This window comes from Finegoldia magna ATCC 53516, from assembly GCF_000159695.1.
Lineage (GTDB): Bacteria > Bacillota > Clostridia > Tissierellales > Peptoniphilaceae > Finegoldia > Finegoldia magna_F.
The window spans coordinates 1,342,524-1,367,402 of the sequence record NZ_CM000955.1 but is presented as its reverse complement, the minus strand read 5'-3'; the positions used below and the strand labels follow the sequence as shown (position 1 = coordinate 1,367,402).

Here is a 24,879-nt window from a genome sequence, read left to right as displayed (position 1 = left end):
AGTCATGCTCAATTTATTTGCCGTTTTTCACTTTCAGAATTTGAGACATTATCGAAATAGCTATTTCTTCTACAGATCCATCATCAATATCAAGTCCTACGGGAACATTAATACTGTCGACTAAGTTTTTGTCTACATTTCTTTCTACCAAGTTTCGTTTTAAAGTTTCTGCTTTTTTCTTTGAGCCTAACATTCCGAAGTATTTATGAGGTTTGTACAAAATATTAAAAGCAACTTCTTCATCGTGTTTATGATCTCTAGTTGCAGATATTATAAAAGTATCAGGGGTAAATCTCAAATCATCTATAGAATCCTCGATTTCTTTATTGATATATTTTTTAATATTAGAAAAATCTTCATTGTAAATGAACTCATCCCTATCATCTACAACTACTACTTCAAAATTAGTTAAAGTTGCAATTCTAGCTAGTTTTTGCGAACAATGTCCTGCTCCGAAAATAATCAACGTTGGTTTTGGGAAAAACACTTTACCAAAACCACTAGCTCTACCTCCACAACTCATACTAACCTTCTCTCCCTCATTCAGAACATAATCAAATTCGAAGTCACTATCTTTTTTTAAGTTTTCAATGGAATCTTTGATTACTTGGTGTTCGATAGCACCACCGCCTACAGTTCCGAAAGTTTTTCCATCCTCACGAACAGCCATAATATTTCCTTGTTTACCAGGAACTGAACCTCTATTTTTAAACAATGTTACCATCATACATTTATATCCGTCTTCCAAAGATTTGTACATTTCTAACAAAACATCATTTTGCATTCTTTTCTCTCCTGTTTTCTAACATCATAATTGCTTCCAAAACAGCTCCACCAATTGCTCTAGCTTTATCGCTAATTGTAAAACAGTTTTTTACCTCTTCATATCTAGGGTCAATATCAATTATTTTAAGTCCTTTTGTGACCTCAAAATCATCCCTAATCATTCCTCTTATTACGCCATCCAAAGTCGCTCTTATAGAATTATTTCCGACTTTTGCTATGATTTCTCCTTTTTTAACAATATCCGAAATATTTTTAATACGAGTAAATTGTCCATTACAATCAGAGTATATAACTCTTTCATTTGAATATCCATTGATAATTCCTGGAACTTTTGTATTTTTCTTTGCAAATCCTTGTTCGATAATTCTTGCCAAATCATGACCTCTCATCGTTTCAATCACAATATCGCAATCAACTCCTGCTTCAAAACCAGGGCCCAAACCAATCGTGATGTCTGCCATACCTTTTTTAAGTCCAGTATTTTTCTTCGCTAATATAGCATCCACCACGACATCGAATTTCTTCCTATCTAATATCGTAAGTTTTGGATCTACTATTATCACAGGATTGTATTGTTCTAAGTATTCGTCAATTTCATCCAAGTTTTCACACAAAACAGCCTCTATATCTTCAACAGTCGCTTTTTTTTCGTAAATTGCCTCAGAAAGCGATACTTTTCTTCTGATACTACTTGGATTTATAACTTCAGTAACAACGCATTTGAACCCAGCGCGAACAAGTTTTTGAATTGTACCAGTTGCGATATCACCTGCGCCTCTAATCAAACAAATTTTCTGCATTTACTATCCTTTCATAATCATCGTTTGTATCTATATCCATTAGTTCTCTTTCGAAATCTGCGTCTACATATTTTACATCATTCAAATTCTTGTTCTTAACTATTGAACCTTTTTCGTCGTATTTCAGTGATAATAATTGATTAAAAAACTTCTTTGAAAAAATTACGGGATTTCCTACTTTGTCCTTGAACTTCAGTTGACAAATTTTATCTTTCTCAAATGAATTAATTAATTTTTCTATTGAAATTTCTGTTAATAACGGCTGGTCAGAAACTAGGAAACAAATACCATCCATTTCATTGAAATAATTGACTCCTAATTTTATCGATTCGCTTTGTCCATTTTCATTGTTAGGATTATTAAGCGTTTTGATTCTGATTTTTTTGCAATATTCTTTTATCGTAGAATTATTCGTAATTACAACTCTATCATAAAAGTTTGATTTTGCTACCAAATCAATAATATATTCAAAAATAAATTTATCATTATATTGTAGCATTAATTTGTCAGTTTTCATTCTCTTGGACAAACCACTTGCCATTATTACTGCGCCTATTTTCAAAATTATCACCTAATCTATTATACACTTTTAGTTTATCGCAATCAAAAAACCTCTTCATCAATTAAGATAAAGAGGTCTTTGAAATAAAAATTATTGTCTATTCAAAGCGCCTTCAACCATTTGCAACAATAGTACTCTTGTTGTGATTTTACCAACGCTATTTGCCAATACTTTTACGTTAACTTCTGGATTAACATCGCCTGATAATTTTCCGTTTTCATCCAAGCTAACTCCAACATCTACTACATAAGAATCTTCAGTAAAGTAAGAATCATCAAACATTTTAGCTTTTCCAACTGCAGTTACAACCAAATCAGCATTTTTAGTAAATGATTTGATGTCTTCTGTTCTAGAGTGGCACATTGTAACAGTTTTGTTTTCTTTTATAAGCATATTGAAAAGTGGCTTTCCTAAAACAAGTGATCTGTTTACGATTACCACGTTTTTAACATCAAAATTGTAGTATTTAACTATTTCAACAACAGCTCTTGCTGTAGCTGGATAATAAGCGTCTTCTTCTGCTGCCAAGACTTTTCCTAAGTTAACCATTCCCATTGCATCGATATCTTTTTCTGGTGAGATTATATATTGAATTTCTTTTTCCAATTTTTTATCTTTTAATGGTCTAAACATCAATATACCGTCGTGTGTTTCATTTAGTTCTTTTATAGTTTGGATTAATTTTTCATTTTCTCCTTCTTCTAAAACTATTTGATCACAAGTTATGTTCAACTTAGCGCAGTTGTTTTTTACAGCTTTTTCGTAAGAAATATCTCCTGCATTTTCTCCAACTCTTACAGTTGCAACCTTAACTTCTCTGCCTAATTTTTTTACACCATCGATAATTCTTTTACCTAAATCTTCTCTAAGTTCTTTAATGTCTAAAACGTTCATAAAAGTATCCTTTCTATTTGTTCTTTTTTTGTATCGTATATTACAAATCCAGCTTGACCATCTCTTGGATAAGTTACAGATCCTGGATTGATAACCCAAACGCCATCAATTTTTTCATTAAAATACCTGTGAGTATGTCCATACAAACACATTTGGCAATTTAATGATTTGCTTTTTTCGACTAATCTTGTCACTCCGGAAGATACATTGTACTTGTGGCCGTGTGTTATGAAAATATTTTTATCAGAAATCCTAATAACCTTGTCATATTCACCACCAGCAACATAAAAATCGTTATTTCCTTTTACATAAATGACTTCTACTTTTAATAATTCTTCAAGTAAAATTGCATCATCGCACACATCTCCTAAGTGAACGATGATGTCAATTTCTTTATCAAATAAATAGTCATAAACTTTTGCGATTTTGTTATGTGTATCACTAATTATTGCTACTTTCATTTAAACCTTTCAAAATGATTTTGGCGTTTTCCAAAGCTCTTTTTCTGTGACTAATTTTGTTTTTCTCACAATCTTCCATTTGTGCAAAACTTTTATCGTAACCATCTGGCATGAAAATACTATCGTATCCGAAACCATGTTCCCCACACTCTTCTAGTAAAATCTTGCCATTTACTCTGCCTTTAGCTTGATGAATTTCATCATTTGAATCTATAATCGTAATTACAGTTTCAAAATAAGCACTTCTATCTTCTTTATCTTTCAATTCAGATAAAAGTTTTTGACGATTTTTAGTATCATCGCATTCATCTCCAGCAAATCTTGCAGAATATACGCCAGGTCTTCCAGCTAAAGAATTTACAAATAGTCCTGTGTCATCACTCATTACAATATCGTCTGTATATTTTTTTAGAAATTTAGCTTTGATAAGTGAATTGCCTTCCAAAGTTTCTGCATCTTCTACTGCATCTTCATTTATACCCAATTCAGATTTGGAATACACATCATAATTCAAATCAGAAAGAATTTCTTTTATTTCAGAAATTTTTCCTTTATTTCCTGTAGATAAATATATTTTTTTCATTAGATTTTCTCTTTAATTAATTCGTTGAACTTTTGAGGATTTCCTTTACCTTTTGATTTTTTCATACATTGGCCAACCAAGAAACCTATCGCACGATCTTTACCATTTCTAATACTTTCGATGGATTCTGGATTTTCGGCTACCACTTCATCCACTATTTGTTGTAGTAAATTATCGTCATCAACTTGTAATAATCCTTTTTCTTTGACATAAACTTCTGGGTCAAAGTTTTCGTTGAACATTTCCCTCAAAACTTTTTTTGCAGTTTGATTATTTATTTTCTTAGCGGAAGAAAGTTTAATCAATTTTGCCAAATTCTCAGCAGATATATTCATTTCTTCTACTTCAATTTCATTTTCGTTTACTTGACGTAGAACATCTCCCAATAACCAATTTGAAGATTGAACAGGATCATTTGAAATTTCTACAACTTTTTCATAGTAGTCAGCCAAATATCCGTTTCTTGTTAAAATATCAGCATCGTATTCATCAATCTTGTATTCGTTCATGAATCTTTCTTTACGCATTTGTGGAAGTTCTGGCAAATTATTTTTGATTTCTTCGATATAAGATTGTTCCACATAAGTTTTAGGAATATCTCCTTCAACTGAGAATCTGTAATCATTTCCTTCTTCTTTGTGTCTCATTACTATTGTAGTTTGAGTGTCCTCATCCCATCTTCTAGTTTCTTTTTCACCAATTTTATTTTCCTTAGCCAATTGGATGTGTCTTTCTTGTTCGTAAACCAAAGCTTTTGAAACTGATTTGAATGAGTTTAAGTTCTTAATTTCAGAAATTTTAGTTTTAAAATCAGAATCTTCATCGTAAACATTGATATTAACATCGCATCTCAACGATCCTTCGCTCATCTTAACATCTGATATTTTCAAATATTTGATTCTTTCTCTTAAAGTTTCTAAGAATTCTCTCGCTTCATCAGGAGTGCTCATATCTGGTTCACTAACTATTTCAATTAGTGGAACTCCCGCTCTGTTATAATCCATTAAAGTGTTTCCACTTTCGTTGTGAATTGATTTACCTGTATCTTCTTCTATGTGAATTCTTCTAATTCTAACTTTTTTACCTTTAGTTGATGATTTTAATTCTATATAACCATTTGTACAAAGTGGTTGATCTTCTTGTGTGATTTGATATCCTTTAACCAAATCTGGGTAGAAGTATTTCTTTCTGTCCATCTTGAATTCATTAGCAATGTCACAATCAAAAGCAAGTCCTGCCATGATAGCGTATCTTAAAGCTTCTTTGTTCATGTGAGGAAGTGCTCCAGGATGACCTAAACAAATTGGGCAGACATTTGTGTTTGGAACTTGTCCAAATTCATTCTTACAACCACAAAACATTTTAGTTTTAGTTGATAATTCAACGTGAATTTCCAATCCTATAAGTGTTTTTAAGTTCATGCTATCTCCTTTCAAACGCTAAAGCTGCATTCAATAAATTTTCTTCGTCGTGACTATTTGCAATTAGTTGCAAACTAGTTGATATTCCTGATTTGTAAGGAATTGAAATAGCACACAATCCACTCAAGTTTACAATTACATTGAAAATACCTGAATCATACACAGCCAATGGATCGTCTTTCCTGCTGTCTAATTCATAAGGTAAGCTTGTCATTGTAGGTGTAGCAATCAAATCAAAATCTTTGAAAATATTTTTGAATTCTTGTGAAAGTAGATTTCTAACTTTTAAACCTTGTTTGTAGACTTTTTGGTCGTTGGAACTTGCTAGATAAAAAGTTCCCATAGCAATTCTTCTCTTAACTTCTTCGCCAAATCCTTCGCTTCTAACCTTAACGAACAAATCTCTTGTATTTTCATAATCATCTGTCAAATATCCATATCTAATTCCATCAAATCTTGACATATTAGATGACACTTCACTAGTTACGATTACGTTGTATAAAGCATTTGCGTATTTCAAATATTCGAAGTCGATTTCTACTAAATCTGCTCCCATATTTTTAAGAATTTCTAATATTTCTTTGTATTCTTTGATAACTGTCTCATCATTGCTGTATTTTTTCAAATCAACAACGGCAATCTTCTTGCCTTTAAAATCATAATCTTTCTTTTGAACATTTACTTCAGATTGAATTGTAGTCATATCATTGTCATCGTGACCTGCAATTACATTGTAAGTATCCATTATATCTTCAACAGAATTTGATAATATACCAACTTCATCCAAAGTATTTGCCATTGATTGAACTCCGAATCTAGAAATCGAACCATACGTTGGCATAAATCCAACGACATTACAACTAGATGCTGGTTGTCTACTAGATCCACCTGTGTCAGTTCCCAAACTTACAACAGCCATTTCAGCTTTGATACTAGCAGCTGATCCTGATGAAGAACCTCCTGGGATTAATTTTGTGTCTACAGGATTTTTTGTAGGGCCAAAATAACTTGTTTCAGAAGAAGATCCCATGGCAAATTCATCCATATTAACTTTTCCAACTATAACGCAGTCTTCTTCTTTTAATTTTTTGATTACAGTGGCGTCATAAATTGAAACATAATCCTCTAACATCTTTGATCCACAAGTCATCTTCAAATCTTTTACATTGATGTTGTCCTTAACGCTTACTGCAATACCGAACATTTTTCCCAAATTTTCGTTGTTGTTTGCTTTTTCAATTAGCTTTTCAACTTGTTGGTCAACGAATGATTTGTCGTAAGTTATGAACACATTCAAATCTTTTTTTGATTCTATTAATTTATCCAAATCATTGTAGTAGTCCCTTAAACTTTCAGGATTTTCTACAAATTTATTTCTAAGATTTTCTATCATTATTCCACCACTTTCTTCAATTTAAAATAACCATACTCACGAGATTTTGCATTCTTCAATGCAACTTCTCTTGGAATTGATTCTTTTGGTGTATCTTCTCTAAGTATGCTGTGATATTGTGGCAAGAATTCCATGTATTCCACACCTTCAGTATCACATTCCATAATCATACTTGCAAAATCCAATACAGTATTGTATTTTTCATATAAATCATCCACGTTTTCAGTTAACTCAAGGTTAGCCAAATCATAGATTTTCACTACTTCATCTCGATTAATCATACTAACTCCTTTTTAATTCATGATTAAATTTTATCATAAATAAATTAAATTTATAAGTTGTCTAAGAATGAATTCAATTCATCTTCTGTCATTAATTTTACACCCAAATCCTTCGCTTTTGTAAGTTTGGATCCAGCTTTTTCGCCGTATACCACGTAATCAGTGTTTTTGGACACAGAAGATGAAACTTTTGCTCCCAAATTCGATAACTTATCTGTAAGTTCTTTTCTAGAATAATTCACCAAACTTCCTGTCAAAACAAAAGTTAAATTATCCAATTTCTTTTCAATATTTTCAGGGTTTTTAATTTTAATTCCTTTTGATAGAAGTGAATCTATAGAATGAGAAATAGTTTCGTCATGGAAAAATTCTACGATTTCTTCTGCAATAACATTTCCAATATCCTCGATTTGAATTAATTCGTCAAACTTCGCTTCTCTCAAATTATCAAAGCTTTTATATTTTTGTGCTAATTCAAAGCTTGTTTTCTCTCCAATTTCAGGAATTCCAAGTGCAAAAATGAAATTAGCCAAATCAACATTTTTACTCTTTTCAATTGCATTTATAAGATTTTGGCTCTTCTTTTCTTTAAAGCCTTCTAATTGCATCAACTGTTCTTTTTTTACATCGTAGATTTCTTCTATTGATGTGATGTTTAGTTTTTCTAGCAAAACTTTCAACGTTTTTTCGCTCAATCCATCGATATTCATTGCATTTCTACTTGCAAAATGAACCATTCTCTTAACCAATTGTGGAGTACAACTCATTGAATTTGGACAGAAAATATGAACTCCATCTCTAAATAATTCACTGTGACAATATGGACAGTAATGTGGAATTTCAATTTCTTCCGTATCTTCTTGGTCAGGATTTACAACTCCCATTATTTCTGGAATTACATCGTTTGACCTTCTAACGAAAACTTCTGAATTCAATCTTACTTGTTTTCTTTCAATGTCGTCAATATTATTAAGTGTAGCTCTTTTTACAGTTACATTTCCAATTTCTACAGGCTCCAACAAAGCCGTCGGCGTTACTTTTCCAGTTCTTCCAACATTCCATTCAACTTCTTTTACAATTGTTGTAAATCTTTCAGGTTCAAATTTGTAGGCTATTGCCCATCTTGGAAATTTGTTAGTGTAGCCTAATTTTTCTCTGGTTTTAAAATCATTTACTTTAATTACCACACCGTCTGTTAAAACGTCGATTTCATTTCTTAATTCAAAAATCTCATCGATAAACTCTGAAATTTCTTCGAATGACGTTGCGTGTTTTTCGTATGGATACAATTTGAAATAATTATCTCCCAAAAACTTCATCATTTGTTCTTGAGTTTCAAGCACGTTTTCTTCCAAATAATTTACATTGTAGAAATAAGCATCCAAGTTTCTTTCTCTTGTGACAGCTGGATCTAAATTTCTAAGAGCTCCTGCTGCTGCATTTCTCGCATTTTTGAGTTTTGGTTCATGAGTTTGGTTGTATTTTTCTAATGAAGAAAGTGGCATTACTCCTTCACCCTGAATTTCCATCAATCTTGTATCTTTTATTTTCAATGGAATTGAATTGATAGTTCTCACTTGGCTTGTAATAACTTCTCCGATAGTACCGTTACCTCTTGTAGTCGCCATCACTAAATATCCGCCATCATAAGTCAAATTTACTGTCAAACCGTCAAACTTAAATTCAACATAAAATTCAACTTGAGGTAATTTGTTCACGTGATTTTTATTGTAATTTTCTACAAATTCAATGGTTTTATTGACCCAATTTCTAACTTCTTCTTTGCTTTGTGCTTTTCCTAAACTGTACAACGTATTCAAGTGCACATGCTTTTCAAATCCCGATAAAACTTCTCCACCAATCCTATTTGTCGGAGAATTTGGCAGAACAATTCCAGTTTCTTTTTCAAGATTTACAAGCTCATCATACAACACATCATACTCTGAGTCCTCAATCAAAGGATCATCCAAAGTGTAATAATGATAAGCGTATTTATTTAGTATGTCTACTAAATATTTTATTCTATCTTTCTTTTCCATTACTCAACCCTTGTTAGTGGTGCTAGTGAGGAATTTAGCTTCTTCAATCCTTTTTTGTCGAAATTAATCGTCAACTCATCTCCATTGTCTTTTTCTACAATTCCAACGATTACACCAGTTCCGAACTTCTTGTGTGAAACCTTATCTCCAGCTCTGTACTTTTCATTGTTTTTAGTAACAGCATTTTGTTTCTTAGTGATTGAAGCTGATGCTTCTGTCCTGTAATCGTCAACTACTTTTGTGTTGAACGATTCTCTAAAACTAACCTCTTTATTAGGAGATTCGTCTTTGTATTTGTTTTCCATTTCCTCTATAAACCTCGATTCAGCTTTTGTTTGAAATTCGTTAAATCTTCTTCTCGATTGCACACTTGTAATGTACAATTTTTTTCTTGCCCTTGTGATTGCAACGTAGCACAATCTTCTCTCTTCTTCTACATCTTCATCAATTCTTGATGGAATAGTACCTTCTTCTAGACCAGTGAAAAATACAACATCAAACTCCAATCCTTTTGCCGCGTGGATTGTCATCATCGATACACCTTTTGTATTATCATCAGTTTTATCTAAATCGGTCATAAGTGATGAAGTTTCCAAATATTCTCTCAAGTTTTTATCAGGATTATCTTGAACAAATTGATATAAGGATGAAATGTATTCGTCAATATTTTCCAACCTCGTCTTATCATCTCTATTATTTGATTTTTCAAGATTAGCTCTGTATCCTGTTTTGTCCAGAATATATTCCATAAGTTCTGCAACATTCATCTCATCTTTCGGAAAGCTTTTAATTAAATAATAAAACTCTTGAAGCTTTTTAGCTGTAGCATTTGAAAAATCAGGAAGATCTGTATTTTTGATGTATTCCATCATACTAATTCCTCTTGATTGCGAACATTGCAACAACTTATCCATAGTTGTTTTACCAATTCCTCTTTTCGGCTCATTGATAATTCTATTTAATGCCATATTGTCATTCAAATTTTCAACAATTCTAAGATAGCTAACGCAATCTTTGATTTCTTTTCTATCGTAGAATTTCAATCCACCTACAACTCTATTAGGAATTCCTAGTCTATTCAATCTTTCTTCAAAAAGTCTAGATTGTGCATTGGTTCTGTATAAAATCGCCATTTCTTCGTATGGGTTTTGTCTGTATCTTTCTTGCTCGATCCATTGAACCACTTGTTCTGCCTCATCTATATCAGAATACATTCTTCTATATATAGGCATATCCCCTTCGTTTTTGGCAGTCCATAAATTCTTATCTTTTCTAAGTGAATTGTTTTTAATCACCGTGTTTGCCAAATCCAAAATAGGTTGTGTTGAACGATAATTTTGTTCCAATAAAATAACTTTTGCATTCTTAAAATCTTTTTCAAAGTTTTGAATGTTTTGTATGTTTGCTCCTCTCCAGCCGTAAATTGATTGATCAGAATCTCCTACACAGCAAATATTATCGTTTTTAGAAACCAAATTTTTGATAAGCTCGTATTGTGTATCGTTTGTATCTTGGTATTCATCGACAAACACGTACTTAAATCTTTCAGAATATTTTTCTCTCAAGTCGGGATTTTCTTCGAACAACAAATTAGTCTTCACAATCAAATCATCAAAGTCTAACGAATTGTATCTTTTTAATTTGTGTTCGTATTTTTGGAATAATTCCATAGTAAAAGTGCTTAAACTTATATCAAAATCTTCTTTGTCGATATTTTTTTCTGTAGCACCTGCATTTTTTAATCTAGAAATTGTATTGATTTCGTTTTTGATTTCGACATTTTTAGGATCTACTCCCATATCCTTTAAACATTCTTTTACAAGAGATATTTGATCTGCTCTGTCATAAACTGTAAAGTTTCTTTCGAAGCCAATTCTCTCTATTTCTACTCTCAGTATTCTAGAACAAATGGCATGAAAAGTTCCTATCCACATGCTGTCTACGTCTTCTTGCAGGATATTTTCGACCCTTTCTTTCATTTCTTTGGCAGCTTTGTTTGTAAAGGTAATTGCCAAAATTTCGTATTTTGAACACAATCCTTTCTCTAAACAATATACAATTTTCGTAGTCAAAACTTTTGTCTTCCCACTTCCTGCTCCTGCCAATATCAACATAGGACCATCTGTATTTTCGACTGCTTCTCTTTGTCTGTCATTTAAATTATCTAAATTCATCATAACTCCTTATGTATCAATAAAAAAATAAGTCGCTACAACTTATTTTTTCAAATATATATTCGTCTATGTTTTCTAATGTTCATTTAGGAATAATTGCAACTATTCCTTCTCATTATTATATCACAACTATCTGATTAGTCCGAAATAAATTAGAACCAATACGCCAAGAGCTATTCTGTAATAACCAAACACTTTGAAATCATTGTTTTTGATGTAATTCATCAAGAATTTAATTGTAATTACAGATACAATGAAGCTAACTGCAGTTCCCAATAATAAAACGAATGCTTCCATTGCTGTAAAACTAAATCCAAATTTCACAAGTTTTAGTAAACTTGCTCCAAACATTGTTGGAATTGCCAAGAAAAATGTAAATTCAGCTGCAACTGTTCTGGATAATCCTATGGCAATACCTCCCAAAATCGTAGCTCCCGAACGTGATGTACCTGGGAATATCGCTGCAATTACTTGAAATAATCCTACTATAAAAGCTTGTTTGTAAGTTATTTTATCGATACTATCGACTAATTTTTTGTGTGATTCTTTGTTTTTATTTTCAATTATAATAAAAAGAATACCGAAAATTATTAGTGCTAATGAAATTACAAAATAATTATAAAAGTGTACTTCGATAAAATCATCGAATTTAATACCAATAATAGCCGCAGGAATACATGCTACAATTATTTTTGCCCACATTATCATTTTGCTTTTACTAATTGATATAAGATGAGTTTGACCTTTTTTGAATGGCCATACCTTTTTCCAATAAATTACTACAACTGCCAAGATTGCTCCCAATTGAATTACAACTGTAAACATTGATTTGAAAGCATCTGACATATTCAATTTGATAAATTCGTCTAATAATAAAATATGACCAGTTGAACTAACTGGCAACCATTCTGTTATTCCTTCTATAATTCCTAAAAGAATAACTTTTAATATTTCTATAAACATATTTCCTCCAATTTCTTAACTACTCATATTATATGAAAAATCTGTTTATTATTCAATCTCAAATGAAAAAAGTGCAAAAGAATTTCTCTTGCACTTTAAAGGTTTAATTTGCTTTTATATCAGCCCATATATCGTCGTATTTTTCGACAAAATCTGATGGGTCTTTAAATATTTCCATATTTTTATGCTTTGATAAATCAGGATAAGCTGTAGCATCATCTTGAACTTCTTTGTCCAAAAGTTTTTTTGCTTCTGTTGATGGAAGTGAATAACCAATGTATTCTGCATTTAATTTTGCATTCTCAGGATCTGTCATAAAATTAATAAATTTTTCAGCATTTTCCTTGTGCTTTGCATTTTTCAAAATTGCCAACGTATCAAACCACAAGTTTGATCCTTCTTTTGGAATTACATATTCCAAGTTTTCATTTTCACCTTTAGCGACGATTGCATCACCTGAATACATTACTGCAATATCTGCTTCTTCATTGACCATTTGATTTTTAGTTTCATCTACAAGATAAGCAAGAACAATATCTTTTTGTTTTATCAATGACTCTTTTGCTTGTTCAAGTTCTTTTTCATTTCTAGAATTCATTGAATATCCCAACCTTTTCAATGCTACTCCTAGAGTGTCTCTTGTGGAGTTCATCATTATGATGTTGTCCTTGTATTTTTCATCCCACAAAATATTCCAGCTATCAACTTTATCTTTTACTTTGTTTTTATTGTAAAGAATTCCGACAGTTCCCCACATATATGGAACTGTGTATTCGTTTTTGGGATCGTAATCCAAATTTCTAAACTTCTCATCGATGTATTTGAAGTTTGGAATTTTGCTGTAATCAATTTTTTCAAGCATTCCTTGTTTAATCATTTTTTCAGCCATGTAATCTGAAGGAACGACAACGTCGTAATTGTTGCCTCCTTCTTTTACTTTCATATACATATCTTCGTTTTGCTCAAAAGTGTCATAGATTACTTTAATTCCCGTTTCTTTTTCAAACTTTTCTATCAAAGCCGGTTCGATGTATTCTCCCCAATTGTACACATACAAAACATTTGATTCATCTTTGGAGCAAGAAGTTAAAACCAATATAGTTAATAAAAATAATAAAATTTTTTTCATCTTATAATTCCTCCAATAGATTTGTTCTCTTGTGAAGAATCAACAACAGAATAACCATTACCAAAAACATAATTGTACTCAACGCATTAATTGCTGGATTTACGCCTTTCTTTGCCATAGAATACACAGTAACTGATAAGTTTGACACGCCATGACCTGTCGTGAAGAAGCTTATTACAAAATCATCAATACTAAGTGTAAATGCCAACAAGCTTCCTGAAAATACGCCCGTTTTTATTTCAGGAAGTACAACTTTTCTCAAAGTATAAAAAGGTGTCGCTCCCATATCCATAGCAGCCTCTGGCAAGAACTTATTCATCTGCGATAATTTCGGCAACACTGCAAGTATTACATATGGAGTTGTAAATGTTATGTGTGATAATAACATCGTGAAAAATCCGAATGGAAAATTCATCAAGTTAAATATTACCATCAAACTTACTGCCGTCACTATATCAGGATTTAAAACTGGAAGATAATTCATATTTAAAAGCAAAGTTTTCTTGTATCCTCTCAAATAATAAATTCCTATTGCTGCTATTGTTCCTAAAATTGTTGCAATTATTGTAGCTAATATTGCAATTAATATTGTGGTTTTAAAAGAAGACAAGATTTCTTCGTTGTGCAATAATTCCTTGTACCATTTGAACGTAAATCCAACCCAGCTTCCCTTCAAACGAGAATCGTTAAATGAAAATACCATTAATACAGCAATTGGTCCGTAAAGAAACAAAAACACCAATGCTAAGTAAAATTTCTTGAAAAATTCTTTCATTTTATTCTCCCTTCTCATTCGTAAAAGCTAATGAAATTAAAATCATAATGATAAGCACTACAGAAATTGCACTACCGTAATGCCAGTTTCCTGCTATTCTGAATTGATGCTCAATTATATTACCAATCAAATTGTATTTGTTACCACCAAGTAACGCAGATATTTCAAATGTAGATATAGCAGGAATAAACACCATTGTAATTCCCGTAATAACTCCAGGCAAACTCATCGGAAACACTACTCTTAAAAAAGTTTGCAACTTAGATGCTCCCAAATCGTAACTTGCTTCTACTAGTGAATAATCTGATTTGTCTAATATTGAGAAAATAGGAAGTATCATAAAAGGTAAGAAATTGTAAACCATCCCCATTAAAATAGCTCCTTCAGTGTAAAGCATTTTAATTGGAGAAAAACCAAAATGTATCAACATACTGTTGATTATCCCGTTTTTACCAGTTAAAATAATCCACGCATAAGTTCTCAACAAAAAGTTCATCCACATTGGAATAACTATCATAAGCATCAACACAGCTTTGTATTTTTTGTCTACTTTACTGATAAAATAAGCTGTTGGATAACCTATCAGCAAACAAATTACTGTACTTATAAATGCCAATCTTATTGAATTCAAAAGTACTTTTACATATTTTGATGTAAAAAATCTGTGAAAGTATTCAAGCGAAAATTGTGGATTAGAAAAATCTCTCAATGATCCAGTTGTAACTGAATAATAAATTATAAGAAACAACGGAAATACAATGAAAAATAGTATCCAAATAGCGTAAGGAATGGATAATTTCTTAAGCTTCATTGCCGCACCTCTTCATAATATGAATATTATCTGGATCAATGTTAATCCCTACCATGCTTCCTTGAGGCTTATTAATTGTTGACTGAGCCTTGTATTTGAAATCTCCTGTATCTACAAACATTTCATAGTGAATTCCTTTGAATCTGTCGCTGATAACTGTACCTTTGATTTGTCCCTTTTCTGGGGCAACTATCTCCACATCTTCAGGCCTTATAACGACTTGGACATTTTCATTTTTTGCAAATCCTTTATCAACACATTTCCATTTATGATTAGAAAATTCTACCATGCAATCTTCCAAAAATACTCCGTCAATTATGTTACTTTCGCCAATAAATTTAGCTACAAACTCATTCTTAGGTTCATTGTAGATATCTTCTGGAGTTCCTATTTGTTGAATTACACCATTATCCATAACAACAATAGTATCGCTCATAGTTAAAGCTTCTTCTTGATCGTGAGTTACATAAACAAATGTAATTCCGATTCTTTCTTGAATATTTTTGAGTTCGTTTTGCATTCCTTTTCTCAACTTCAAATCCAATGCACCCAAAGGTTCATCTAGCAACAAAACACTAGGTTCGTTGACCAATGCTCTAGCTATAGCAATCCTTTGTTGTTGACCACCACTCAAATTATTTATTTTTCTTTTTTCAAAACCAGACAAATTAACAAGTTTCAAAACTTCTGTTACTTTTTCTCTGATTAATTTTTCGTTCATTTTTTTGATTCTCAAACCAAAAGCAATGTTTTCAAATACATTCATATTAGGAAATAGAGCGTATTTTTGAAAAACTGTGTTCACATTTCTCTTATATGGTGCAATATGACTTATGTCTTTACCTTCAAAAATAATCTTTCCAGTATCTGGAGTTTCAAATCCAGCAATTAATCGCAAAGTCGTAGTTTTACCACAACCTGATGGTCCCAATAATGTCAAAAATTCTTTATTTCTAATGTAAAGATTCAAATCTTTTAAAATATGTTCATCTTCAAAAGATTTATTAATACCGATTAATTCAATGATATTATCCATTAAACATTCCCCCTAAAAATTTGGTGGTGACATAACCCATATCACCTTGCAGATTTTTGTGCCATTATTTTCTAACATTCTAGTTTTATTGCACTTCGTGTAAAAACAATCACCCTTGTTTAGTTTATATATTTCATTGTCGAGATAAATGTTGCAACTTCCTTCAAGTACATACCCAAATTCTTCGCCTTCAAATGGATTGTATTCTTTAGTTTCTCCTTTTTGATTAAGCGTAATTATAACAGGCTCCATAGTGTTTACCTGAGATTTTGGAACTAGCCATGTAATAGTAGAATTCATGCTCAAATCTTCACTTGATTGATAGTCATCTTTTGTGAAAATTTCTTTTACTGAGGGCTTATCCATAAAAAAAGTTGCCATATCAGTTCCCAATGCATTTAATAAGTCATTAAGTGAATCTACAGAAGGACTTGTCAAATCTCTCTCTAATTGTGATATGAAACCTTTTGTCAAATCAGACCTTTCTGCCAATTCTTCTTGGGTCAATCCAAGTTTTAACCTCAATGATCTTATTTTTTCTCCTATTTCCATTACTATCTCCTTACTTAAAATATTAAACCAAAAGTATTATAACATAAAAGCATACAAAACTAAACAAAAAGTTAAAAATATTTTACTAAATTTCCGTAAAAAATACTCTCAAAATTAATTGAGAGTATTTCATAAATTTGATTAAAAGCTTCTTCCAGCTCCTCCGCCTCCGGACGAGCCTCCGCCGCCAGAGAATCCACCGAATCCTCCAGAAGATCCGCCGCCAAAACCTCCGCCGAATCCGCCGAAGTCATCGTCATCGAATCCTCCTCCAAATCCAGGGAAGAATATTGTACCACCACGTCTTCTGCCTCTGTATCTATTATTTCTACGATTACTTCTTGATATAATGTACAAAATAATCAGAAATATTATAATTCTAGCAATAGTGTTTGTAAGTTGTTCGTCTGAACTTCTGTTTAAATTTTCTTGATATTTGTCAAAATCTCCAGTTAATTCAACATCATACTCAGCAGCAACTTCACTGACAACTGCATTGAATCCTTCTTGTAAGGCGTTAGAATAATTACCGTCTTTTAAATCATCAAGCATATATTCATCAATTATTCTACCAACCTTACCATCGTTAAGTCTTCCTTCAATTCCATAACCTGTAATGATATTAATGTGACGATTGCGACCTTTAGGTTCATTTAAATCTTGTGACAATAAAATCAGTACCCCATTTTTCTTGGTGGCATCTCCGATTTTCCATTTGTTAAACAAATCGACGCCATAATCAACAGGATCTCTTCCTTTTAAATCTTTTATGGTTACAACAAGTACTTGTGAGCCTGTTTTTTGCTCAAGTTCTACATTCGTCTTAACTATTTTATCTTTAACTTCCTGGCTAATCACACCCATCTCATCAAGATAAAAAGTATCCGGTGATTTCGGCAAATCTTGGGCAAAAGCATTTACATTAAAAATTAATAAAAAAGCTAAAACAAATGAGAATATCAATCTAAATTGCTTTCTCATTATTTATTTGTCCTATTCAAAGTTAACTTGTGGTGCTTTTTGTGCTGAAGCATCTGCTTCAAAGTATTTTTCAGAGCTGAATCCCATCAATCTAGCAAATATTACTGTTGGGAATCTCTTAACTTTTTGATTATATGATTTTACAACTGTATTGTAATTTTTTCTTTCTGTAGCGATTCTGTTTTCTGAACCTGCTAATTCATCCATAAGTTGTGTGAAGTGTGCATCTGATTTTAATTCAGGATATCTTTCTACAACAACATTCATACCATTTAATGCTTTTGTCAATTCATCATTTGCTTTTGCTAATTCTTCTGGATCCTTAGCATTCTTAACGCCGCTTCTAGCTTCAGAAACTTTGATGAATACATCTTCTTCATGCTTTGCAAATCCTTTTGCTGTGTTAACCAAGTTCGGAATTAAATCCGCCCTTCTTTGAACAACATTTTGAACTTGTGCATAAGCTTCGTTCACATCTTCCTTTGATTGAACCAAACCGTTGTATTGTGGCACTAATAATAATGCTAACACAACAATAATACCTATAATAACTCCTGCTTTTTTCATACTTCCTCCTATTGTCTAATCTTAATTAATTCCATATTATCTATACATTCATGAACTAAGGCTTCAATATCTAAGTTTTCTTCTTCTCTTTTGACATCGTAGATTCTTGGTTTAGTGACTGGTCTTTTCGGTGTAAACACCGTGCAACAATCTTCAAAAGGCAAAATTGATGTTTCGTACGTTCCAATTTCTCTTGCTATTTCTATGATTTCTGTTTTATCACTTGCAATCAAAGGTCTTAAAATAGGAAGACTTGTAACTTCGTTTATAACTGAAACTCCTTGAATAGTTTGACTTGCAACTTGACCCAAGCTTTCTCCTGTAATCAAGGCATCAATTTTGTTTTCATTTGCAATTCTTTCTGCAATTCTCATCATAAATCTTCTAGAAATGATAGTCATCATTCTTTCCTTGCAGTTTTTGGTGATAGCTTTGTACACTGGAAGCAAGTTCACAGAATAAAAGTTAATATTACCAGTATAATAAGAAACTTCTTCTGCTAATTGCTTAACCTTTTCAAATCCTCTTTGACTTGTGAATGGGTAGCTGTGGAAGTGCAAACAATCCACACGAACTCCTCTTTTTGCCATCAGAAAAGCAGCAACAGGACTATCTATACCACCTGATAATAACAACAAACCTCTTCCAGAACTTCCAATAGGAAGACCTCCCCATCCTTTGATTCTATCAGTGTAAACATAACAATTATCCTTGATATCTACATAAACAAAAAAGTCAGGATTTTTGATGTCAACCTTAACATAATTTCCGTATTTTTTTAATATAGTACCACCTAAAAGCGGATTTAATTCTGGCGATTTTGGTTCAAATTTCTTGTCAACTCTATGAACATCGACTTTGAAAGTTTGAAGTTTGTCTTCGATAATTTTACCTTCTATTATCTTTAATACCCCGGCTTGCATACTTTCAACCGTTTTTTCACATTTTATGCAAGGACTAATGTACACAATTCCAAAAACTTTTTTAATATGATCTATCATTTCATCAAAATCATTGACATCAGCCTTGATGTACAACTTACCTTGTTCTTGATAGTATTCTTCTATTTTATAATCAGAAATCGCATCCAAAATCTTGCTTATTGCACGTTTTTCGAAAGTGTGCCTATTCTTTCCTTTTAATGTTAGTTCTCCAAAACTAACCGATATATACCAATCTAACATTTATCTCCTCATAATATCTCTAATATCTTCTAATCTAAGCTTTAATTTCTCAACAAATATATCCAGTACATCCTCAGGCGTATCATCAGTAAATGAAATTCTTATACATCCATCTGAAAACTCATCAGGTGTGTTAATACTTTGGATAATTCTTGATTTTTTGGAACCATTACATGCACTCCCAGTAGAAATATAAATTCCATCTTGTTCCAAATAGTGTAGCAATACTTCACTCTTAATGTAATTAAAGCATACGTTCGTAATATATGGACTGTATCCTTCTAGTTTGGAATTAAAATACACACCATCAATTTTTGATAACTCATCCATCAAATATGACTTCATCTTGTATAATCTGTCGTAAGTCTCATCAATTTTTGAAAAAACTTCTTCACTCGCGCATTTCAATGCCACAATTCCCGCTACATTTTCAGTTCCCGGAGAAATTCCAGACTCTTGTGATCCACCTATTATAAGAGGCTTTACTCTTTCAGGATTTCTGATGAAAATCGCACCAATTCCTTTTGGAGCGTGAATCTTGTGACCACTAATTGTGTAAAAATCAATCTTCGCTTCATTAATATCCAATTTAATTTTGCCAAAACCTTGAATTCCATCTACATGAAACAAAGTATTAGGATTTTTCTCTTTAATTCTCTTGCCCAATTCTGTTATTGGAAGAATTTTACCAGTTTCATTATTAACATGCATAACTGAAACTAAACGTGTTTTTTCATTTATCAAATCAATGATGTCATCCACTTTAAAATCATCACTTACATTTACAAAATGAACAGTCCTATTTTCCTTCAATTTATTATAAGTCTTAAACACAGAAGAATGTTCAATATTTGTAGTTATGAATTCTTCTTTTTTATCATTAGTAACACTTCCATTGATAGAAATATTATTACCTTCAGTTCCGCAAGATGTAAAGAATACATTCTCTGGCTTAACATTTAATAAGTTTGCAATTGAATTTCTGGAATCAGTAACAAGCTTTTCAGCTCTCATTCCAAAATCGTACAAACTTGAAGGATTACCAAAATCAACAGTCATTGCACTAACCATTTCTTTTACTGCATTTTCCGAAACTTTTGTAGTAGCAGCATTGTCTAAATATATCATTATATCCCTTCATTTCTATTTAAAATCATACTAATATTATATCATGTAGAGAAAATTTACCAAAATAATAGTATAATGGAAATGGTGATAAAATGAATGAAAATCAGGCTATTATAAATATAGAAACAACAGGAATCGATCCTCACAAAAACCACATTTATCTTATAAATATATTCACAAATGATAGATACTATAATTTTTACTCAACAAATAATGAAACTGAAGAAAAAATTATAAAATCAGCTTATAAAATCATACAAAACAAACAAATTATTTGCTTTAGTGAATTTGACGTAAAATTTATAAATACCAAGATAATTAAATATACAGAATTTGATGTGATTAACAATTGCATTTATTTACAAAAATTAATTAGAAATTACTACAATTCAAAATTCACTTCACTTAAAGCAAAAGATTTGTCATCAAAATTATTCGATATTAATATGGACGATAAATCAAAATCTGTGAAATTATATAAAAAGTTTTCAAAATCGAATCGTATTTCAGATGAATTAATAGAATGTGCCAAAACATCAATGAGTTTTAAGATAAAACTTTACAATTATATGAAGAATTTCTTTGAAGAAAATTGTGATACGTTTTATTTATACTCAAATTTCGTTAGATATTTGTTATATGATATTAAGAAAATAAAAAATAACTTAGAAATTAGTTTGATCACAGATAATAATATGGAAATAGATGCAATGTATGAATCAATTCAAATCAAATCACAGGGCATGTTTATGACTTTAAGTTTGAGTTTGCATAAAGGATACATTGAAGACGATTTTGTTGAATGCGCAATGACAAGTATGGAAAACAATTATAATTTAATAAACAATTACTACCCTTTAATCAAAAATGATGAATTTATTTATGATAATATTAAAGAATTAGTAAAATACACACTTACGGAGATTTTTAATGAATAAAAGGACAAAACAAATATTATTTGCAATATTAGGAAACTTAATAATTGGATTTAGTATAGGAATACTCAGACTATCAAAATTAGGTGTAGATCCTCTTAGTTTTATGAATAGTGGATTTTCTGATTTTTTGAATAAAGATTTTGGAACTGTAATTACTGTTACCAATTTCATATTGATTGTTATAGTTTTTTTCGGACACAGAAAATCTATCGGACTTGGAACAGTCATAAATATGGCGACTGTAGGATACAGTGCTGATTTTTCGTATATGCTACTAAAATTTATGGATACGGACAAATTTTGGGTTAACTTTATTCTATTGATAATTGGAATAAATATTATGAGTATAGGAGTTGGAATTTACTTGGAAGCTGACCTGGGTGCCAGTGCTTATGACGCTATGCCCTATGTTGTGGACAATGTAGTAAAAAAAGATTTATCATACAAATACACAAGGATAGTATTAGACATAATATGCATAGTGGTTGGTCTATTATTTGGAGAACAAATAGGAATAGGTACTATATTTTTAGGATTTTTATCCGGCCCACTAATAGTATTTTATAGGAATTTGGCTAAAAAATTGATTTTTGAATAGATTTAGAAATATTTAATTATTTGTATTGAATAATCCTTGATTTTGATTATAATAAAAGTAAGTAGAATAATAAATAACTGGAGGAAATCATGAAACTACAATCTTTAAAAAAGAAGAAAAAAGGATTTACATTACTTGAATTATTAGTTGTATTAGCTATCCTTGCAATACTTATAGCAATAGCTATTCCTGTCTACAAAAACCAAAAAGAAAAAGCAGCTATAACTGCCCACAATGCAAACGTAAGAGTCTTAGAAACAGCTGTGGAAAGTTATAGGCAAGATAATGGTAAAGTACCTGGAGATATTAACGAACTTGCCACAGGTGGTTATATTAAAAGTGTACCAAAAGTTCCAGCCGGTGCAGTTAAAAATTCAAAATCAACAGAATCAGAATATAAAATAGAAACAAATGGAAATATAACACCAGGAGAAGTAGATAAAAAAGGTAATTTAAACTCTGTTAGCACTGAAACAACCACAACAGACGGTAAGTAAAACCAGATAGTAAAACTTAAAAAGATAGCTAAAATTAGCTATCTTTTTATTTGGCAGAGATTGAAGGAATCGAACCTTCATCCTTCAGATTCGGAGTCTGACATTTTACCAATTAAACTAAATCTCTATGAACTATCATTTATGACTATATTTAAAATTATATTTTTTTTATAAAACAATACATAATTTACGTATTATAAATTTTACTTACACTGAAAATATATAATCTCATAAAAAATTGTTACGTTAATTGTTACGTTTTATAATCGTAGATTAAATATATAAAACATAAAAACGGCTTGATTCAATGTCTAATAACACATAGAACCAAGCCGTAAAGTCGTGGCAGGGGATAGAGGACTTGAACCCCTGACATCCGGTTTTGGAGACCGACGTTCTACCACTGAACTAATCCCCTTGGTGCCCAGAGCCGGAATCGAACCAGCGACACAAGGATTTTCAGTCCTTTGCTCTACCGACTGAGCTATCTGGGCACGTACTTTATTTAGGAAATGATTTCAACACTATAAAAAAATATTTCTTGAATAAATCAAGAAATAAATTGGTGGGCCTTCAGGGACTCGAACCCGGGACCTACCGGTTATGAGCCGGGCGCTCTAACCAACTGAGCTAAAGGCCCAAGAATAAATCATATATTCTTGGCGGAGAAAGAGGGATTTGAACCCTCGCATCCCGTTAAGGATCTACTCCCTTAGCAGGGGAGCCTCTTCAGCCACTTGAGTATTTCTCCTAAATAAAGTAATTAAAAATGGCGGAGAGAGTGGGATTCGAACCCACGCGGGGTTGCCCCCAAACGGTTTTCAAGACCGCCTCGTTATGACCACTTCGATACCTCTCCACATTTGGTGGCTCATCCGGGACTCGAACCCGGGACACCCTGATTAAAAGTCAGGTGCTCTACCATCTGAGCTAATGAACCGTATTGGCTGGGGTGACAGGACTCGAACCTGTGGAATGCAAGAGTCAAAGTCTTGTGCCTTACCAACTTGGCGACACCCCACTATTATTGGCGCACCTAGGGGGATTCGAACCTCCGGCACACGGATTAGAAGTCCGTTGCTCTATCCAGCTGAGCTATAGGTGCTTAATTGGAGCGGGTGAAGGGAATCGAACCCTCGCAACCAGCTTGGAAGGCTGGGGCTCTACCACTGAGCTACACCCGCATATAGGTAATTAATCTTTTTATTTTGTAAAATTTTATTGGTGGAGGAGGGTGGATTTGAACCACCGAAACATAAAGTAACGGATTTACAGTCCGTCCCCTTTGGCCACTCGGGAACTCCTCCTTAATCCTTTTTAAAAAGGATTTGGAGCTGGTGGGAGGACTTGAACCCCTAACCTACTGATTACAAGTCAGTTGCTCTACCAATTGAGCTACACCAGCATACTTGGCGACCCGGAACGGACTTGAACCGTCGACCTCCAGCGTGACAGGCTGGCATTCTAACCAACTGAACTACCGGGCCATTAGTTAGAAATTTATTTGTTAAAAATATATGGTGGGCGATACAGGGCTCGAACCTGTGACCCCCTGCTTGTAAGGCAGATGCTCTCCCAGCTGAGCTAATCGCCCATATATCTGGTGACCCTACCGGGATTCGAACCCGGGATACCGCCGTGAAAGGGCGATGTCTTAACCGCTTGACCATAGGGCCTTAATTACTAAGGTTTTTTATCTATTTGTTAACAACTTACTTATTTATTTTATCATTTTATAAGCATTTTGTCAACACTTTTTTTCAATTTTTTTACTTAGGTTTTACATAATATTTTATGTATGGTTGCGGGAGCAGGATTTGAACCTACGACCTCCGGGTTATGAGCCCGACGAGCTACCAAACTGCTCTATCCCGCGTTATTGGTGCCGAGGATCGGAATCGAACCGATACGGTGTTTTACCACCGCAGGATTTTAAGTCCTGTGCGTCTGCCAGTTCCGCCACCCCGGCATTTGGCTCCCAGGGTGGGACTCGAACCCACAGCCTATCGGTTAACAGCCGAGTGCTCCACCATTGAGCTACCTAGGAATATTACCACTCCTAAGAGTGGTGTTCGCTTTTTAAAGTTTGATTACTTTTTTCGAAAATTTAATGTTTTCCATGAGCGACGCTTCGAACGAGGAAATCTTCATTTCTTTTTCCTAATAGAAGATTTTCGACGTGAGGCTGAGCGAATGGAATTATTAAATTTTCCTTTAGTAATCAAACTTTAATTTCTTTGTTTGGCGACTACCTACTCTCCCACGACGTTTCCATCGTAGTACCATCGGCGTTAAGAGGCTTAACTTCTGTGTTCGGCATGGGTAC

24 protein-coding genes and 18 tRNA genes are annotated in these 24,879 nt (G+C 32.5%); 3 read left to right on the top strand and 39 right to left on the bottom strand.

Features of this window, described 5'->3' with window-relative positions; all coding sequences use genetic code 11:
- Nucleotides 1-13: 13 nt before the first annotated feature.
- The 21 genes from HMPREF0391_RS06550 to HMPREF0391_RS06450 form a co-directional block, all read right to left on the bottom strand.
- Entirely contained in the window at nucleotides 14-784 is a 771-nt protein-coding gene (locus tag HMPREF0391_RS06550; RefSeq protein ID WP_002836177.1) for an XdhC family protein, read from the bottom strand.
- On the bottom strand, nucleotides 774-1,586 hold the full coding sequence (yqeB, locus tag HMPREF0391_RS06545) for a selenium-dependent molybdenum cofactor biosynthesis protein YqeB (RefSeq protein ID WP_002836176.1): 813 nt from the start codon (nucleotides 1,584-1,586) through the stop codon (nucleotides 774-776). Before yqeB ends, HMPREF0391_RS06550 begins: the two co-directional genes overlap by 11 nt.
- On the bottom strand, nucleotides 1,564-2,157 hold the full coding sequence (locus HMPREF0391_RS06540) for an NTP transferase domain-containing protein (protein ID WP_002836175.1): 594 nt from the start codon (nucleotides 2,155-2,157) through the stop codon (nucleotides 1,564-1,566). The genes yqeB and HMPREF0391_RS06540 overlap by 23 nt, the downstream gene beginning before the upstream one ends.
- Nucleotides 2,158-2,238: 81 nt before the next feature.
- Entirely contained in the window at nucleotides 2,239-3,042 is an 804-nt protein-coding gene (locus tag HMPREF0391_RS06535) for a bifunctional 5,10-methylenetetrahydrofolate dehydrogenase/5,10-methenyltetrahydrofolate cyclohydrolase (protein WP_002836174.1), read from the bottom strand.
- Nucleotides 3,039-3,503 carry a metallophosphoesterase family protein gene (locus tag HMPREF0391_RS06530; protein WP_002836173.1) on the bottom strand — a complete coding sequence of 155 codons (465 nt, stop codon included), beginning with the start codon at nucleotides 3,501-3,503 and terminating at the stop codon, nucleotides 3,039-3,041. The genes HMPREF0391_RS06535 and HMPREF0391_RS06530 overlap by 4 nt, the downstream gene beginning before the upstream one ends.
- Nucleotides 3,484-4,086: an RdgB/HAM1 family non-canonical purine NTP pyrophosphatase gene (rdgB, locus tag HMPREF0391_RS06525; RefSeq protein ID WP_002836172.1), complete on the bottom strand. Its 603-nt coding sequence runs from the start codon at nucleotides 4,084-4,086 to the stop codon at nucleotides 3,484-3,486. The genes HMPREF0391_RS06530 and rdgB overlap by 20 nt, the downstream gene beginning before the upstream one ends.
- Nucleotides 4,086-5,507: an Asp-tRNA(Asn)/Glu-tRNA(Gln) amidotransferase subunit GatB gene (gene gatB, locus HMPREF0391_RS06520; protein ID WP_002836171.1), complete on the bottom strand. Its 1,422-nt coding sequence runs from the start codon at nucleotides 5,505-5,507 to the stop codon at nucleotides 4,086-4,088. The genes rdgB and gatB overlap by 1 nt, the downstream gene beginning before the upstream one ends.
- A 1-nt stretch (nucleotide 5,508) precedes the next feature.
- Entirely contained in the window at nucleotides 5,509-6,900 is a 1,392-nt protein-coding gene (gene gatA, locus HMPREF0391_RS06515; protein ID WP_002836170.1) for an Asp-tRNA(Asn)/Glu-tRNA(Gln) amidotransferase subunit GatA, read from the bottom strand.
- Nucleotides 6,900-7,181, bottom strand: coding sequence for an Asp-tRNA(Asn)/Glu-tRNA(Gln) amidotransferase subunit GatC (gene gatC, locus HMPREF0391_RS06510; protein ID WP_002836168.1), 282 nt, complete (start codon nucleotides 7,179-7,181; stop codon nucleotides 6,900-6,902). Before gatC ends, gatA begins: the two co-directional genes overlap by 1 nt.
- Before the next feature lie 50 nt (nucleotides 7,182-7,231).
- Entirely contained in the window at nucleotides 7,232-9,220 is a 1,989-nt protein-coding gene (ligA, locus tag HMPREF0391_RS06505) for an NAD-dependent DNA ligase LigA (protein ID WP_002836167.1), read from the bottom strand.
- Nucleotides 9,220-11,394, bottom strand: a complete 2,175-nt coding sequence (locus HMPREF0391_RS06500) for an ATP-dependent helicase (protein WP_002836166.1) — start codon at nucleotides 11,392-11,394, stop codon at nucleotides 9,220-9,222. The genes ligA and HMPREF0391_RS06500 overlap by 1 nt, the downstream gene beginning before the upstream one ends.
- Nucleotides 11,395-11,523: 129 nt before the next feature.
- A complete protein-coding gene (locus HMPREF0391_RS06495; RefSeq protein WP_002836165.1) occupies nucleotides 11,524-12,357 on the bottom strand; it encodes an undecaprenyl-diphosphate phosphatase in 834 nt (277 codons plus the stop codon).
- A gap of 103 nt (nucleotides 12,358-12,460) precedes the next feature.
- Nucleotides 12,461-13,486, bottom strand: a complete 1,026-nt coding sequence (locus tag HMPREF0391_RS06490; RefSeq protein WP_002836164.1) for an ABC transporter substrate-binding protein — start codon at nucleotides 13,484-13,486, stop codon at nucleotides 12,461-12,463.
- Nucleotide 13,487: 1 nt separating this feature from the next.
- Nucleotides 13,488-14,261 carry an ABC transporter permease gene (locus HMPREF0391_RS06485; RefSeq protein WP_035109446.1) on the bottom strand — a complete coding sequence of 258 codons (774 nt, stop codon included), beginning with the start codon at nucleotides 14,259-14,261 and terminating at the stop codon, nucleotides 13,488-13,490.
- Between the two features lies 1 nt (nucleotide 14,262).
- A complete protein-coding gene (locus HMPREF0391_RS06480; RefSeq protein WP_002836160.1) occupies nucleotides 14,263-15,072 on the bottom strand; it encodes an ABC transporter permease in 810 nt (269 codons plus the stop codon).
- Complete coding sequence (gene potA, locus HMPREF0391_RS06475; RefSeq protein WP_002836158.1) at nucleotides 15,062-16,108, bottom strand: spermidine/putrescine ABC transporter ATP-binding protein; 1,047 nt, start codon at nucleotides 16,106-16,108, stop codon at nucleotides 15,062-15,064. The genes HMPREF0391_RS06480 and potA overlap by 11 nt, the downstream gene beginning before the upstream one ends.
- Nucleotides 16,109-16,120: 12 nt before the next feature.
- Complete coding sequence (locus HMPREF0391_RS06470; protein WP_002836156.1) at nucleotides 16,121-16,660, bottom strand: helix-turn-helix domain-containing protein; 540 nt, start codon at nucleotides 16,658-16,660, stop codon at nucleotides 16,121-16,123.
- 141 nt (nucleotides 16,661-16,801) lie between these two features.
- The gene (locus HMPREF0391_RS06465) at nucleotides 16,802-17,641 is read right to left on the bottom strand and encodes a TPM domain-containing protein (RefSeq protein WP_002836155.1); all 840 of its coding nucleotides are present in this window, start codon (nucleotides 17,639-17,641) and stop codon (nucleotides 16,802-16,804) included.
- 12 nt (nucleotides 17,642-17,653) lie between these two features.
- Nucleotides 17,654-18,208 carry a LemA family protein gene (locus HMPREF0391_RS06460; RefSeq protein WP_002836154.1) on the bottom strand — a complete coding sequence of 185 codons (555 nt, stop codon included), beginning with the start codon at nucleotides 18,206-18,208 and terminating at the stop codon, nucleotides 17,654-17,656.
- Nucleotides 18,209-18,216: 8 nt separating this feature from the next.
- Complete coding sequence (gene thiI, locus HMPREF0391_RS06455) at nucleotides 18,217-19,392, bottom strand: tRNA uracil 4-sulfurtransferase ThiI (RefSeq protein WP_002836153.1); 1,176 nt, start codon at nucleotides 19,390-19,392, stop codon at nucleotides 18,217-18,219.
- Nucleotides 19,393-20,520 (bottom strand): cysteine desulfurase family protein, encoded by a 1,128-nt coding sequence (locus HMPREF0391_RS06450; RefSeq protein ID WP_002836152.1) that lies wholly within the window; start codon nucleotides 20,518-20,520, stop codon nucleotides 19,393-19,395.
- Nucleotides 20,521-20,612: 92 nt separating this feature from the next.
- Between HMPREF0391_RS06450 and HMPREF0391_RS06445 the strand changes: the two genes are divergently transcribed.
- From HMPREF0391_RS06445 to HMPREF0391_RS06435, 3 genes are all read left to right on the top strand, one after another.
- On the top strand, nucleotides 20,613-21,458 hold the full coding sequence (locus tag HMPREF0391_RS06445) for a ribonuclease H-like domain-containing protein (protein ID WP_002836151.1): 846 nt from the start codon (nucleotides 20,613-20,615) through the stop codon (nucleotides 21,456-21,458).
- Nucleotides 21,451-22,056: a YczE/YyaS/YitT family protein gene (locus HMPREF0391_RS06440; RefSeq protein WP_002836150.1), complete on the top strand. Its 606-nt coding sequence runs from the start codon at nucleotides 21,451-21,453 to the stop codon at nucleotides 22,054-22,056. Before HMPREF0391_RS06445 ends, HMPREF0391_RS06440 begins: the two co-directional genes overlap by 8 nt.
- An 89-nt stretch (nucleotides 22,057-22,145) precedes the next feature.
- Nucleotides 22,146-22,553 carry a prepilin-type N-terminal cleavage/methylation domain-containing protein gene (locus HMPREF0391_RS06435; protein ID WP_002836148.1) on the top strand — a complete coding sequence of 136 codons (408 nt, stop codon included), beginning with the start codon at nucleotides 22,146-22,148 and terminating at the stop codon, nucleotides 22,551-22,553.
- Between the two features lie 51 nt (nucleotides 22,554-22,604).
- Here HMPREF0391_RS06435 and HMPREF0391_RS06430 read toward each other — a convergent pair.
- The 18 genes from HMPREF0391_RS06430 to HMPREF0391_RS06345 all read right to left on the bottom strand — a co-directional run bounded on the left by HMPREF0391_RS06430 (nucleotide 22,605) and on the right by HMPREF0391_RS06345 (nucleotide 24,600).
- Nucleotides 22,605-22,680 (bottom strand) — tRNA-Arg (locus HMPREF0391_RS06430).
- A gap of 216 nt (nucleotides 22,681-22,896) precedes the next feature.
- Nucleotides 22,897-22,971, bottom strand: a tRNA-Trp gene (locus HMPREF0391_RS06425).
- Nucleotides 22,972-23,047: transfer RNA gene (locus HMPREF0391_RS06420), tRNA-Phe, on the bottom strand. It lies immediately after the preceding tRNA gene.
- 69 nt (nucleotides 23,048-23,116) lie between these two features.
- A tRNA-Ile gene (locus HMPREF0391_RS06415) sits at nucleotides 23,117-23,193 on the bottom strand.
- 20 nt (nucleotides 23,194-23,213) lie between these two features.
- Nucleotides 23,214-23,304 (bottom strand) — tRNA-Ser (locus HMPREF0391_RS06410).
- Between the two features lie 19 nt (nucleotides 23,305-23,323).
- Nucleotides 23,324-23,412 (bottom strand) — tRNA-Ser (locus tag HMPREF0391_RS06405).
- Between the two features lie 5 nt (nucleotides 23,413-23,417).
- Nucleotides 23,418-23,493: transfer RNA gene (locus tag HMPREF0391_RS06400), tRNA-Lys, on the bottom strand.
- 4 nt (nucleotides 23,494-23,497) lie between these two features.
- Nucleotides 23,498-23,574, bottom strand: a tRNA-Gln gene (locus HMPREF0391_RS06395).
- A 7-nt stretch (nucleotides 23,575-23,581) separates the two neighbouring features.
- A tRNA-Arg gene (locus HMPREF0391_RS06390) sits at nucleotides 23,582-23,658 on the bottom strand.
- Nucleotides 23,659-23,663: 5 nt separating this feature from the next.
- Nucleotides 23,664-23,737: transfer RNA gene (locus tag HMPREF0391_RS06385), tRNA-Gly, on the bottom strand.
- 38 nt (nucleotides 23,738-23,775) lie between these two features.
- Nucleotides 23,776-23,860 (bottom strand) — tRNA-Tyr (locus HMPREF0391_RS06380).
- 22 nt (nucleotides 23,861-23,882) lie between these two features.
- A tRNA-Thr gene (locus tag HMPREF0391_RS06375) sits at nucleotides 23,883-23,958 on the bottom strand.
- A 5-nt stretch (nucleotides 23,959-23,963) separates the two neighbouring features.
- Nucleotides 23,964-24,040: transfer RNA gene (locus tag HMPREF0391_RS06370), tRNA-Asp, on the bottom strand.
- A 31-nt stretch (nucleotides 24,041-24,071) separates the two neighbouring features.
- Nucleotides 24,072-24,147: transfer RNA gene (locus HMPREF0391_RS06365), tRNA-Val, on the bottom strand.
- 7 nt (nucleotides 24,148-24,154) lie between these two features.
- A tRNA-Glu gene (locus HMPREF0391_RS06360) sits at nucleotides 24,155-24,229 on the bottom strand.
- A 123-nt stretch (nucleotides 24,230-24,352) separates the two neighbouring features.
- Nucleotides 24,353-24,429: transfer RNA gene (locus HMPREF0391_RS06355), tRNA-Met, on the bottom strand.
- Between the two features lie 4 nt (nucleotides 24,430-24,433).
- Nucleotides 24,434-24,522 (bottom strand) — tRNA-Leu (locus HMPREF0391_RS06350).
- Nucleotides 24,523-24,525: 3 nt separating this feature from the next.
- A tRNA-Asn gene (locus HMPREF0391_RS06345) sits at nucleotides 24,526-24,600 on the bottom strand.
- Nucleotides 24,601-24,879 lie beyond the last annotated feature (279 nt).

Coding starts and splice junctions, on each gene's coding strand:
- HMPREF0391_RS06435 (WP_002836148.1), top strand. CDS start 22,146: ATGAAACTACAATCTTTAAAAAAGAAGAAAAAAGGATTTACATTACTT.
- gatC (WP_002836168.1), bottom strand. CDS start 7,181: ATGATTAATCGAGATGAAGTAGTGAAAATCTATGATTTGGCTAACCTT.
- HMPREF0391_RS06535 (WP_002836174.1), bottom strand. CDS start 3,042: ATGAACGTTTTAGACATTAAAGAACTTAGAGAAGATTTAGGTAAAAGA.
- rdgB (WP_002836172.1), bottom strand. CDS start 4,086: ATGAAAAAAATATATTTATCTACAGGAAATAAAGGAAAAATTTCTGAA.
- HMPREF0391_RS06480 (WP_002836160.1), bottom strand. CDS start 15,072: ATGAAGCTTAAGAAATTATCCATTCCTTACGCTATTTGGATACTATTT.
- HMPREF0391_RS06460 (WP_002836154.1), bottom strand. CDS start 18,208: ATGAAAAAAGCAGGAGTTATTATAGGTATTATTGTTGTGTTAGCATTA.
- HMPREF0391_RS06495 (WP_002836165.1), bottom strand. CDS start 12,357: ATGTTTATAGAAATATTAAAAGTTATTCTTTTAGGAATTATAGAAGGA.
- HMPREF0391_RS06470 (WP_002836156.1), bottom strand. CDS start 16,660: ATGGAAATAGGAGAAAAAATAAGATCATTGAGGTTAAAACTTGGATTG.
- ligA (WP_002836167.1), bottom strand. CDS start 9,220: ATGGAAAAGAAAGATAGAATAAAATATTTAGTAGACATACTAAATAAA.
- gatB (WP_002836171.1), bottom strand. CDS start 5,507: ATGAACTTAAAAACACTTATAGGATTGGAAATTCACGTTGAATTATCA.
- gatA (WP_002836170.1), bottom strand. CDS start 6,900: ATGATAGAAAATCTTAGAAATAAATTTGTAGAAAATCCTGAAAGTTTA.
- HMPREF0391_RS06530 (WP_002836173.1), bottom strand. CDS start 3,503: ATGAAAGTAGCAATAATTAGTGATACACATAACAAAATCGCAAAAGTT.
- HMPREF0391_RS06440 (WP_002836150.1), top strand. CDS start 21,451: ATGAATAAAAGGACAAAACAAATATTATTTGCAATATTAGGAAACTTA.
- HMPREF0391_RS06550 (WP_002836177.1), bottom strand. CDS start 784: ATGCAAAATGATGTTTTGTTAGAAATGTACAAATCTTTGGAAGACGGA.
- thiI (WP_002836153.1), bottom strand. CDS start 19,392: ATGTTAGATTGGTATATATCGGTTAGTTTTGGAGAACTAACATTAAAA.
- HMPREF0391_RS06500 (WP_002836166.1), bottom strand. CDS start 11,394: ATGAATTTAGATAATTTAAATGACAGACAAAGAGAAGCAGTCGAAAAT.
- HMPREF0391_RS06490 (WP_002836164.1), bottom strand. CDS start 13,486: ATGAAAAAAATTTTATTATTTTTATTAACTATATTGGTTTTAACTTCT.
- potA (WP_002836158.1), bottom strand. CDS start 16,108: ATGGATAATATCATTGAATTAATCGGTATTAATAAATCTTTTGAAGAT.
- yqeB (WP_002836176.1), bottom strand. CDS start 1,586: ATGCAGAAAATTTGTTTGATTAGAGGCGCAGGTGATATCGCAACTGGT.
- HMPREF0391_RS06445 (WP_002836151.1), top strand. CDS start 20,613: ATGAATGAAAATCAGGCTATTATAAATATAGAAACAACAGGAATCGAT.
- HMPREF0391_RS06450 (WP_002836152.1), bottom strand. CDS start 20,520: ATGATATATTTAGACAATGCTGCTACTACAAAAGTTTCGGAAAATGCA.
- HMPREF0391_RS06465 (WP_002836155.1), bottom strand. CDS start 17,641: ATGAGAAAGCAATTTAGATTGATATTCTCATTTGTTTTAGCTTTTTTA.
- HMPREF0391_RS06485 (WP_035109446.1), bottom strand. CDS start 14,261: ATGAAAGAATTTTTCAAGAAATTTTACTTAGCATTGGTGTTTTTGTTT.